We start from the raw sequence: 11,482 nt of genomic DNA, 5'->3' as shown, positions 1-11,482 counted from the left end.
TCAACCTCATCAACTACAGTGAGTTTAAAAGCGAGGGAGTAATCGCGCTGAGTTCTTTTAGTTGTTGATTTCATAACACTCTCCAATTTTGGGGGTGGAAAGTGTCAACCTTATTTAGGACAGTACAGCTCCATTATAAAAAGCCTGCGAACGTCGCAGGCTTTTTTATCGATTGAGACTGTGTACGCAGGCTTACCTGATTATAGATGTCGGTTTATAGCTGAAAACGCATCAACAAAGGGCGATAAAAGTGCTGAGTGAGCCAGCACAAGCTTTTCCAAATTATGCGTTTGTACCAAGGTAAGTGCGCAATATAAACATAGCTAAATTCAATTTCTGGCCGGGCTTTTCTGTTGCGTTTAAAAGCCGGAGCGCCTGAGCTCATATTAAAGCGACGCTGGTATATCATTGCATGGCGGATGGTATAGGCCGATATTCGACGATACAATGCGAGGCGTTGTGGCTTATTGGTATCGTAGCCAAAAATTGGGCAAGTCATATCATTATCAATTTCTACAATGCCTAACGTAGCCAGCATCTCTTCTTGATAAAACAGTCCCACTAAATGTACTAATTTGTTCTGGCTCACCTGTTTTAAATATTGGGTTGAAAACTGGATGTTATTGAGGCTGTATTTATCAAGGTAAAGCATGTCATATAACTCTTTGGCACGCTGAAACTCTTCATCAGTGGTCAGTGGCCTAAACTGCCAATCTTTATCATTAAGCAGTTTGAAGTCTTTCGTTAAATCTCGGTTGAAGCTGAACGCTTGCCAATCATCAAGTAAATACACTTGTCGTGTTACCAAGCTTTGCCATTGCTGCTGCTCTAATCGCTGAATAAAGCGTGATTGTTGACGTTGGTTAATGGAGCGAAGCACCAAGGGAAAGGTGGGGTATTGATCGAGTGCGACGCGACGCAGTTCATCGAGATTTAAGGCTGCCCATTGTTCGCTATACATATTGGTGGACAAGCACTGATTGTTGAGAGTTTGGACTTGATCCAATCCAGCCAATGATAAGATTGGTTTAGTCATATTAATAAGTAACTTACATACCCATCGAACAGCCACATTTTTGACTTTGTGAAGCTCTTCTTCGGCGTAGCCACTAAGCAGTGTCATAGGGGACACGGCATAACAGTTGTTTGGTATTTTTGGTGTTACGGAGTAGGGAATGGCAACATCATCGATATAGTAGCAACCAAAGCTTGCTGTGCATTCATCAATGGGATTCGACTGCATAAGAGTGATAAAGGTTTTATGCCATTCTTGAGAGGAAAGCGTCATTAGTTCAATGCCTCTCCATTCCACTCAATATCAACGGTAGAAGCGTTGCTCCACTTCGTCTTGTTCTGCCTAGCTAACCGGAGTAATTCAAACATACTCCGGATTTGGCTCCCGACCGGTAAGTTATGCTGTTGCATCACATTCACTCCAGACCACCAATCTTGCCAAGTTCGAGCCTTGAACAGGGATAACCCTCCTTCAGCGATGAGTGTTATTGGCCCTAAATGATGCAGTCGCTGTTTGGAAGGGGCAGTAAATGCCATATTAGGGAGCAGTTGACTGCATCTAGACGAGAGTAGGTGCAAACCACTGGTGGCTCTTGGATTACATTCAATCACGTAGAGTTCATCTTGTGATTTGATGAAGTCAAACGACACTTGCCCATGATAAGTATGACGTTTACCAAAAGCTGCGATAAATCTATCTAGTCGTTTGCATGAGATCGGCTGAAAAGCACTGGCGGCCGAGCCGTTTACACAGTATTTCGGCACATAAGCTTGGTGTGCTTTAAGGTCACCATGTTCAAAAATGGCATAGTTACACACCGGAGTCCCATGGATTTTTTGTTGCTGAACCCAAGGGAAAAGGGGCGATATCGTGGCGGCAGAAATAGACTGAGTCGTCACATCTCTTATGACTTGCCCGCCAAACCGAGAGTAAACGGGCTTTAGAACGGTTCTCTTATTAATTTCAATCTCACTTTTATCAGCGACCAAACGAGTTTTGGGAAGTGTAATTTCTGGCAAATCTTGAAGCTGTTCAAAGACGGTCAACTTGTTGTGCAGGGCATTGAGTAGTCCTACATTGGGCAGAAAAAAATCTACTTCTGGGCATTGTTTGGCAACATGAGCCAAGTAATACACTTCTTCACAAGTGGGTATCACCATATCAATACGCATCTGAGTAATGATTTTTAGGATCTGCTGTTGATAGGTGGGAAACGCAAATCGAGGCGAAGCGGTGGGGATATAAGACTTGATGCCTCGCAAAAACGATCCTAGAGGTTTTTTTAGCGAATCGGTGAGAATTACGTCATGTCCATGATGCATACACATGGTTGCCCACTCTAGTGCAACTGGTGCTCGGGCTCCGGTGATTAAGACCCGCATATGTTCACCACACGTCGTTGTTTATTCATTGGCGTCCAAATAGGCGCAGGGCGGTAACTAAATCTGACAGGATCAAGCCGCAATTGGTCAAACAACTTTATCAAGGCTTGATGTATAACCCGATGGTGGTGAACATCCGCTTCAATTTGAATGGCTTGTGACCCTGTTTGGGTGATTCGGTAATCCACGCGACTTTGGGCGGATAGTGTTATAGCGCGGTAGATGAGATCTGGTAACACCGTCACTGGGACGTGGTTTGCGTTTAGCGTGAGGCGATCACCACATCGTCCGGCAATCGCGCCAAGAGGTTCAAATACGCCATTATCCTGTTTATTCTCAATAATATCGTCGAGCTGATAACGAATAATTGGCTGAGTTTTACGACGAAAATCGGTAATGATTGGGCTGTAATGAGTACGTTCGGTATTCAGCCAATGTTTTTCGATGTAAATAACATCCTGATTCCAGCGCATTTGTCCATGCTGATCAGTACATGCAAGAAAACCTTCAGTACATTGATAGACTTCATGGAGTTCGCTGTCGAACCGTTGAGAAATATAGTGACGGTCACTCTCGGTTAGAACCTCTGCCCCAGAAATGATCCGCTGTGGTTGAATTGCGGGTTGACCAAATTGACCGCTGAGCTGGGCGCAGAGCTGAAGAGCTTGCGCACTACCAACCAAAAGCGTGGGTTGGAACTCATCCAACTCTTTTATCCATTCTTGGTAAGGTTTAGTTAAATCTGCATAAAAGAATGTGACAGGGCCTTTCGCGACGGATTTATACAGTGGGCTGTTGGCGCGCAAGGCTAGCGCAATTCGGTGCTTTTGCCATAGGTTGGGCAACAGGCGAGCCAATATATTGCCAGCCCACAGTTGCGTTTCCTGTTTGTCAGCAAGAAACAACCCGCGCATGCCTGATGTGCCCGAGGAAAGCCCAACAGTAACATCGCCAACTTTCGAAGCGGCGAAGTTGCGTGACTGTTCTGCGTCGAGTGCTTGTTGCATTAGCTGTTCAGCATCTAAGCCTTTCGTATTCAACTCCGAGAGGTTCTCCATCATGGTTTGCTTATTCATGATAGGGAAATCACTGAGTGCTGCACCTTGAAGTGAGCGGTAATACGGTGAATGACAGCATACCCATTCCAGGTGTTGCGTTAAATGTTGTTGCTGCCACGCTTCGACTTGTTCCCTTGAACCGAAAGGGCGGTAGCGGGTTCGCCAGAATTCTGAGATAAGCGTTATCACTTCATCCACCCTTCTTTGATTAGCTGCCGGATAGTTTCCTGACAATGTGAAGGCACGAAGCGAACAAAGTGGTGGGTTTGTTGGTAGCAACTTCTCAATTCGGAGAGGGTGTTTTTATAGGCATTTGTGTCATCGCAAAGCATGTTCGCCAGCCAATGCTGATCAATATTTTCACTCAAGCTCTCGATTAACCAGCATGCATCGGCGAGTAAGAATAGCCAACCTTGGTCTCTTTTAACCAGCAAGCCCACTTGGCCAGCTGCATGGCCTGGCAAGCTAACCATATAAATGAATCCGTCGTCGAACATGTCTTTACAGAGCAAATTAACACCTTGGCACTGAGGAAGAATTTGGCTGATTGGTACAGAAAAATCACTATGAATGAATAAGTTAGGTTCAAGCTGTGGAGGAAGTAGAGCTTTTAGGTATCCTTTTCTTACGCCTCCAATTCGACCACTTTTAGTAATTGCATCTACCCCTTTTTGTTGGCAATGCAATTGAGAGTGGGAAAACTCAGACACGGCAGCAATGTGATCAGCATGGAAGTGGGAGAGCACTAAGTGTTCAATATCATGAGGTTTGAGACTTTCTTTTGCTAACTGCGCAACAATTCCGTGTTCTTTTTTATAGCGACAAGGTGTTGTCCAAGCATAAAAACGTTCAGGGAAGGGACGAGTCGCGCTAAAAAAATGCTCGTGATATCCCGTGTCGAACAGGATGTTGCCTTGCGTTGGGTGCTGAATTAACGCAACGGCTGCCGGAAATGCTCTAGGCTTGATACCAGAACCTGGTTTGACAACAAAGCCTGGGTGTACGCAGTGTCCAGCCTCAAAGATTTTTATTTTTAGACCAGTTTGCATACTGCTGTATTCCTTCTTGAATTGAAAAAAGCGGTTGGTAATTCAGTGTTTGTTTCGCCTTGCTGATATCCAGAGTTTGATGATAGTTAAACAATCCTGCGCTGTATGAGGTGAGCCTTGGTTCTGGCTGATGTGGTAAGTGCCTTCGTATTTGCTCACTGAGCTTTAATAATGGTGATACCACACCGTATGGTAATGATTGTAACGTTACTTTTAGGTTTAACCCCTCACATAAAGCTTGCAGAACAGTCTCAATTGGCATTGGTTCGTTGTTGGAAATGTTGAACACATCACCATGCTGAAGTCGGTCTGCCTGAGTGCAAGCGAGCATCGCTGCATGGGCAACGTTGTCGACATAGGTCAGATCAACCACAGGATTTCTACCCGATGGCAGAAGCAGAGTGTTGTTTTTTATCGCCTTAAGCACTCTTGGGATAATCGCGCGATCATTGGGTCCAAAAATGCCACGCGGTCTTAAAATGATCGCTTTACTTCGACCTTTTACGGCTTCAATTTCTGATAGATATTTTGTGTGTGCGTAATCATTACACCAGTATGAAGCTATGGCGTCGGTTTCTCGAATATTCCAACGGTCTTGATGGTCAAAGTAGACGCTGGTGGACGAAATATGGATAAAACGCGAGATTTGATGCGTATTAGCCGCATTGACGAGGTTTTTGGTGGCATCTACATTGGCTTGATAAAACGCCTGCCACTTTCCCCATGGGCTTGAGAGAGCGGCACAATGGATGACTGCATCCATACCTTGGCATACCGCATGAACTGCTGAGTGGTCTCTTAAATCGACTATATGGGGGATAACATCGAATTGCTCGGCGAGTTGTTTAGCGATGACTGTATTTCGTGCTATAAAATGCAGTTCATGCTGCTGGTGAAACATTCTCAGAATTGCGCTACCCAACATCCCGCTGCCACCAGTGACCAATATCTTCATAGTTTTAGCACTCCCATCCCTAGTGACAACCCTGCGGCGGTGCCAGCTAATAACACATGTTTTCCTGCGGCTTCTGGCTGATTACGCAGCCAGTGTAAGTTAATTGGGAGTGAGGCGGCAACTTGGTTTCCCAAAGTCGAAAAGTGATTAACGGTTTTCTCTGTTGGTAGCCCGGTGAGTGAAGGCAGTTTTTTTAATCCATGCGCGCTGGCTTGATGAGGAAGAAAATAATCAATATCGCTGAATGTTACCGGAGAGGCGTCAAACCCTTTTTTTAGAAACGCTGGTAAGGCTTTACGCACATGTTTAAAGAGTGCTTTGCCCTCCATCTCAAACTGGCAACTTTTTAAATAGGCTTGATGCTCGGAGGTATGCGGATTGATATGACTACCTCCGCCCTTAATTTGACAAAATGAATACCCGGTATGATGCGTTTCAAAGTGACTGGTGAGCAATCCATCATCGTTGCGTTCTTCGAGCAAAAATGCGGCGGCACCGTCTGCGAATAGCGTTGCAACTTCTGGTTTGAGCGTAAAATTTCGATTCAGTGTGATGCCAGTGGCGAGTTCGCTGGTGACAATAAGAATCCGACGGTATCGTTTTGCTAAGAATAGACTCTGGGCAAGATCAAGCGCAGAGAGAAAGGATAAACAGGTGCTGTTCAAATCAAAGCTTTCTAGCCATGTTGGAGCGTCTAACGCGGCGAGAACCGCTGAGGCGTCGTAGGGTAGAGACTGGTGGTGTGTGCCGCTAGCGTAGATAAGAAGATCAACGGAGCTTAAGGTATGTGTGTTTCCTAAACACTGCTCTATTGCCTGCACCGCCATGTAAATAGCGGTCTCTTTTGTATTGGCTACATGACGATATTCAACGTCGAATTTATTTCGGCAGGTCCCTGGCGCTAATTTTAGGAAGCGATCCATCTCTCGATCAGACCATTGATTCGTTGGCAGGTAGCTTCCACTGGAAACGATGTTAAAGCCCATTATTCTCTATACACTTATTAAAAACGTCGTTCAAAATAAACCACGTTGCATATTGAAGCTATGGCGAGCGAGATGAAAAACAAACAGAACAAAACAAATGGGAGTAAGAGCACGCTTTGGGTGCAATGCTGAGAATGAATTTTCAGGAATGAGCCAGGCTTTGATTTGCTGGCTCAATTTGAATAGAGTGAGGGTTACTTCTTAAATTTCGCCAAAATACGATCCAAATGGTTTGCAAATTCGCGTCGATCGGTTTGAGAAAGCGCGGCGGGCCCACCTGTCTGAATTCCGCTTGAACGCATGGTTTCCATAAAGTCGCGGATATTTAGGCGAGCTTTGATGGTGTCTTTTGTATAGAGCTCGCCACGAGAACTGAGGGCTTGAGCGCCTTTAGAGATGACCTCATCTGCAAGCGGAATATCTGACGTGATCACCAAATCGTTGGCTTCTACACGCTTGACGATTTCGTTGTCTGCGATGTCAAATCCCGCAGGGACTTGTAGCGAGTGGATGTTGTCTCTTTTCGGCACAGGGACAACGTGGTTAGCGACAAACGTACATTCAATCCCCGTACGCTCGGCGGCACGCACAATGGTTTCGCGAATAACTTTCGGACACGCGTCTGCATCTACCCATAACTTCATGATGATTTCTCACTGAGTTTCGCTTCTAACTCTTCAATACGAATGACTAGCATTTTTACGGTGCGTTCTAGGGCTTCAAGACGATCATTATCGGTGTGGTGCTGTGCTGCGATTTCAACCTTGGGTACGCGTTGAGCACTCTTCCAACTTTTTATTGCGGTGATTAACGCTGGCATTGGAACTGGCGTTTTCAATCGTGCTTTCACTAACGCTACGGTTGGCTCTTTTCCTTGTTGTTGCAACTGTTCCATTGCCGCTTCTAATTCTTTAGTAACGTCTTGAGTTAACATTTTTAATCCTTAACAACGATATATCTATCATCATACGTTGACTGCGCTGATTTGGCGAATGGCATTTTGGAGAGTGTAGTGTGAGAGATCTCTTACATAGGTTGTGAGAGAAAACGATTTCGTAAGCGGAAAAAGAGAAGCTGAAGAGCTTAAGTTTCTGATAAATAATAATTTAACAACTTGTTAACCAATGTGAGAGCCAAATATTTATCTTGGATAGATTGTCTATTTTTGGAAAAGGCGTAAATTGAGAGTTGTCAGCAGGAAGCAGACATGGAACAGGAAAGCACCAAGGATTTGGTTATCGTCAGGAAGACGATTTGGTTGGTCAGGATGATTAATCAAGCATGGAGCGTAGGACATTGTAAGGATACGATCATCAATAGGATGTTGATGACTAAGGATAGACAATGGACCCCTCTAGGATTGAGGTTATGGACAGCATCAGAAAGATGCAAGGGACACCGCTCAAGGAACAAGTGATGTGTGCTAACGAGGAATGTTAGCAGTCAGGATGATAAGGACACCGCTAGGACGGCGACGTAAGGAATAAGCTGACGGAATCAGCCACTATTATGGATGATGCATGGAGCACTTTTAGTAGCCGGACTGCTGCGAGTAAGACCATGACCCCGATACTTATGTGTCGGGGTCTTTCTTATATAAAAACGATATCCAGTGTTCTCATTGAATTAAGCATCTCGATGTTACTTGGGGATATCAATATCACAAAATATATAAATTCCTAATAACACTTAATAAAAAACAACTCAGATCAATATCCTTTCCAACCAGTTGGTTTAACTTTCGGCTTCTCTACAAGGTGTTATGCCCGCAATCATTGAGCATGTTCAGCTCATCGAGTTTGTGATCTGCGGATAGATTAAGTTTGTTGTAATCAAGGAACAGATGTGGCCATAGTAACCAGAAGAATGCTTCTTCTACCCTACAATGAGTCGTTGCAACTAGAATTCGTCATGCTGAATTGCTGTGCGAAAAACCGTGCTGAATTGAATGGTCCGTATACAGTTGCGTCTGCCAAACAGATGTTTGAGAAAATACTGGATGATGAGAACATTTATAGTATGGCAGTGCTAGAGAGCACCAGTCGTGACTATATGGGGCACGTGTTCATTGCTAATCTCGATTCCGAACCTGAATTAGGGTTTATTTTTGATAAATCATATTGGGGTAAAGGGTTAGCAACAGAAGCACTAAAAGCATTTTTCCCCAAAGCGTGCCGTGAATTGGGCTTGAATAAGGTGAAAGCTAACGTGAATAGCAATCATCAAGCTTCTATGGCAGTACTGAAAAAGCTGGGATTTGTTGAAACAAAAGAAAGTAAGGATATATATGGTCCTTACTTTGAAATGGAATTTACAAGCGATGCGGTGGTAGGTGAAAGTTCTGCGGCCTGAAACCGACCATGGTTAACTCTCCTTGGTAGCAATCGTCACCAAGAGATGAAAACTCAAATTGATACACCGTATGCCAACGCCAGACTCCGTCTGGCGTTTTTAGTTTATGGGCACCAAAGGCGATGCTGATTAATTGGAGATCCAATTGCTCACATTTACGCGTGATGGCCGCTTTTGCGAGTTCGGCTTGGCGACGCTGTTGCCAAAACAGGTAACAGAAAAAGCAGAGCCCTAAAATTGCTAAAAGATCACCAATCATTCCTGAACCTTTCTTAGCTTTTTGTTGCTTGTTGTAAGCTTACTAGCGCATTTGCTAGTTCCTCTGATGGGTTTGAATGCAGCAAAGGCAATAACACCATTCTTAACTCTGGCAGCATCACTAAATCGGTAAATAACTGATTAAATAGGGCTTGATTACCGGTTTGAGCTAAACGCAGCAAAAACTGTTCTGCTACCTTTTCATTGGCGAGTAAGTGCCAAGCGCGACCCGCCACACCAATCAATACCTCCTGATGGCTTAAACGAGGGCTATGCAATATCGCATCTAATACTGGAGAGGCGACTTCTGTTGGTGCACCAGCAAGGGCTCGGATAAGTGCTGAAAGTAGGAAGAGATCAGGTTCGCTACTTGCGATTTCTTGCTGTGCCTTTTCCGCGATACGTTCTGCTAAACGCTCTTGAAGCTCTACATGCTCAAGCGCACCTAATAGGGCATAAAGTGGCTCATTTGGTAGGTGGTTCAACGCTTTGCGTATCATTACCCCGTTTTGCTCTTTTTCCAGGCGAGCGGCTATGTCTGTGATACCTTGCAGACCTACAGTTTGCCAATTATCCCAGCCTAAACCTCCAGAGAAGTAATGCTGGGTATGCTCGTAATATTGGCTGGTAGGAAGATTGAGGTTTGCGCGGACCTGGCTATGAAACACGGCCATTTTATCTTCGGAAGGTTTGAAAGTGTATGGGTTGTTAGACAGCTTTTGTTGTTGCTCTTCAGTGATATCATCATTGAGGCGTGTTCCCATAGCCTCTACAACGTATTTAATGAAATTGCCGATATCCGCTTGCTTTAACAAACCACGCTCGTCCAATTCAAACTTTAGAAACCAAATCCAAGGTTGCTTTTGTTCATTCCAATAAGCGATGGCAAGGTGTGCTTTACGCTGCATTGGAAATGGGTAAGGTGCTTGACCTTTTTCTACATCGGTAAACTCTTTCTTAGCGATGGTTTTGATACGGCGACCAAGATCGAAGATTTGATAATCACAGTGGCTGTTGTTCAACAGTTGAGTGAGGGTTTGAATGTTTTCCATTAAATACGACGTCCTAACGTTCTTTTCACAAGAAATGGTATCATTCTCGGCTAATTCAAGGTTCGAGATAGAATTAATGGTAACAAATACTCAATTGGTCGACTTACTTCACCAACTTGAAACGCAGCTTAGAGAGCATAAATTGTGGCAATACACTATGCCTTCAGAGCAAGCCTTACAAAGTGCGGAGCCATTTGCGATTGATACATTGCATCCTCATGAGTGGTTGCAGTGGATTTTTATAGCCAGAATGCACGCATTAGTGAAAAATAACCAACCACTGCCAAGAGGGTTTTCTCTCGAGCCCTATTTTTCGGAAGCGTGGAAGCAGGAACCGCAGTTCGCCGAGCTGCTCGTTACAATCCGAACCATTGACGAACTGTGTAAGTAAACGAATGCTAGAACAAGAACTAACGCGATCTTCAGAACCAGTTGAGCTGGAGGTCGTTTATCAGGATGAATATTTTGTAGCGGTCAACAAGCCTGCAGGCATGTTAGTGCATCGCAGTTGGTTAGATAAACACGAAACTCAGTTTGTCATGCAAACTTTGCGTGACCAAATTGGTCAGCATGTGTTCCCATTGCATCGTCTGGATCGCCCAACATCTGGTGTGCTCGTGTTTGCGTTGTCGAGTGAAGTCGCATCACAAGTCATGCCGATGTTTGCTGAACATAAAATGGAAAAGACATACCACGCAATAGTACGTGGTTGGATTGAGGAAGAGGGCGTCTTGGATTACGCGCTCAAAGTCGAGTTAGACAAGATTGCGGATAAGTTCGCTTCACAAGAAAAAGAAGCGCAAGAAGCGGTGACGGAATATAAGTCGTTGGCTAAAGTGGAAGTTCCCTATTCGACGGGTAAATTTCCTACAACGCGTTATTGCTTAGTTGAGATGAAACCTAAAACGGGGCGCAAGCACCAACTTCGTCGTCATATGGCACATCTACGCCATCCGATCGTGGGTGATACAACGCACGGGGATGGAAAGCACAACAAGCTGTATCGCACAGAGTTTGATTCTCATCGTTTGCTACTGCATGCTTCAGAGTTACGGTTCGTCCATCCATTTACCGAACAAGAGATTGTTATGACGGCTAATCTTGATGAAACTTGGCAGCAATTGTTCACTCGATTTGAGTGGGATGAATCGATGATCAACCGATAATCGGCGCAGTTAGATCTAGATAATGATTGGGTACAAATAAAAAGGGTTAGCATCAATGCTAACCCTTTTTTAATATTTTGTACCGTCCTAAATAAGGTTGACACTTTCCACCCCCAAAATTGGAGAGTGTTATGAAATCAACAACTAAAAGAACTCAGCGCGATTACTCCCTCGCTTTTAAACTCACTGTAGTTGATGAGGTTGAAAAA

13 protein-coding genes are annotated in these 11,482 nt (G+C 44.4%); 3 read left to right on the top strand and 10 right to left on the bottom strand.

Translation table 11 applies throughout. The features are described from left to right. Positions 1-214: 214 nt before the first annotated feature. The 8 genes from L3V37_RS23220 to L3V37_RS23185 form a co-directional block, all read right to left on the bottom strand. On the bottom strand, positions 215-1,288 hold the full coding sequence (locus L3V37_RS23220; protein ID WP_053349824.1) for a hypothetical protein: 1,074 nt from the start codon (positions 1,286-1,288) through the stop codon (positions 215-217). Further along, the gene (locus L3V37_RS23215) at positions 1,288-2,397 is read right to left on the bottom strand and encodes an ATP-grasp domain-containing protein (protein ID WP_237307235.1); all 1,110 of its coding nucleotides are present in this window, start codon (positions 2,395-2,397) and stop codon (positions 1,288-1,290) included. Before L3V37_RS23215 ends, L3V37_RS23220 begins: the two co-directional genes overlap by 1 nt. Next, positions 2,385-3,644: a F390 synthetase-related protein gene (locus tag L3V37_RS23210; protein WP_237307233.1), complete on the bottom strand. Its 1,260-nt coding sequence runs from the start codon at positions 3,642-3,644 to the stop codon at positions 2,385-2,387. Before L3V37_RS23210 ends, L3V37_RS23215 begins: the two co-directional genes overlap by 13 nt. Beyond that, positions 3,641-4,504, bottom strand: a complete 864-nt coding sequence (locus tag L3V37_RS23205) for an MBL fold metallo-hydrolase (RefSeq protein ID WP_033905523.1) — start codon at positions 4,502-4,504, stop codon at positions 3,641-3,643. The genes L3V37_RS23210 and L3V37_RS23205 overlap by 4 nt, the downstream gene beginning before the upstream one ends. Further along, positions 4,473-5,459, bottom strand: coding sequence for an NAD(P)-dependent oxidoreductase (locus L3V37_RS23200; RefSeq protein WP_005380308.1), 987 nt, complete (start codon positions 5,457-5,459; stop codon positions 4,473-4,475). The genes L3V37_RS23205 and L3V37_RS23200 overlap by 32 nt, the downstream gene beginning before the upstream one ends. Then, positions 5,456-6,445, bottom strand: coding sequence for a ketoacyl-ACP synthase III (locus L3V37_RS23195; RefSeq protein WP_186584723.1), 990 nt, complete (start codon positions 6,443-6,445; stop codon positions 5,456-5,458). The genes L3V37_RS23200 and L3V37_RS23195 overlap by 4 nt, the downstream gene beginning before the upstream one ends. A 194-nt stretch (positions 6,446-6,639) precedes the next feature. After that, positions 6,640-7,089 (bottom strand): YaiI/YqxD family protein, encoded by a 450-nt coding sequence (locus tag L3V37_RS23190; RefSeq protein WP_005380310.1) that lies wholly within the window; start codon positions 7,087-7,089, stop codon positions 6,640-6,642. Beyond that, positions 7,086-7,379, bottom strand: a complete 294-nt coding sequence (locus L3V37_RS23185; RefSeq protein WP_053306721.1) for a hypothetical protein — start codon at positions 7,377-7,379, stop codon at positions 7,086-7,088. The genes L3V37_RS23190 and L3V37_RS23185 overlap by 4 nt, the downstream gene beginning before the upstream one ends. 932 nt (positions 7,380-8,311) lie before the next feature. Here L3V37_RS23185 and L3V37_RS23180 point away from each other — a divergent pair. After that, positions 8,312-8,797, top strand: coding sequence for a GNAT family N-acetyltransferase (locus tag L3V37_RS23180; protein WP_005380314.1), 486 nt, complete (start codon positions 8,312-8,314; stop codon positions 8,795-8,797). Here the strand turns inward: L3V37_RS23180 and L3V37_RS23175 are convergent. Both L3V37_RS23175 and L3V37_RS23170 read right to left on the bottom strand, forming a co-directional pair. Further along, on the bottom strand, positions 8,757-9,056 hold the full coding sequence (locus L3V37_RS23175; RefSeq protein WP_005380315.1) for a DUF3301 domain-containing protein: 300 nt from the start codon (positions 9,054-9,056) through the stop codon (positions 8,757-8,759). The genes L3V37_RS23180 and L3V37_RS23175 overlap by 41 nt on opposite strands. A 13-nt stretch (positions 9,057-9,069) precedes the next feature. Continuing rightward, a complete protein-coding gene (locus L3V37_RS23170; RefSeq protein WP_237307225.1) occupies positions 9,070-10,107 on the bottom strand; it encodes a DUF3549 family protein in 1,038 nt (345 codons plus the stop codon). A gap of 76 nt (positions 10,108-10,183) precedes the next feature. Between L3V37_RS23170 and L3V37_RS23165 the strand changes: the two genes are divergently transcribed. After that, positions 10,184-10,498 carry a YqcC family protein gene (locus L3V37_RS23165; RefSeq protein WP_042521408.1) on the top strand — a complete coding sequence of 105 codons (315 nt, stop codon included), beginning with the start codon at positions 10,184-10,186 and terminating at the stop codon, positions 10,496-10,498. A 4-nt stretch (positions 10,499-10,502) separates the two neighbouring features. Beyond that, a complete protein-coding gene (gene truC / locus L3V37_RS23160; RefSeq protein ID WP_237307224.1) occupies positions 10,503-11,273 on the top strand; it encodes a tRNA pseudouridine(65) synthase TruC in 771 nt (256 codons plus the stop codon). The last annotated feature ends 209 nt before the right edge of the window (positions 11,274-11,482 follow it).

It is taken from the genome of Vibrio sp. D54 (assembly GCF_021728075.1).
In the GTDB taxonomy this organism is placed as follows: Bacteria; Pseudomonadota; Gammaproteobacteria; order Enterobacterales; family Vibrionaceae; genus Vibrio; species Vibrio alginolyticus.
The sequence above is the reverse complement of the archived record's forward strand: the minus strand, read 5'-3'. Positions and strand labels throughout refer to the sequence as shown.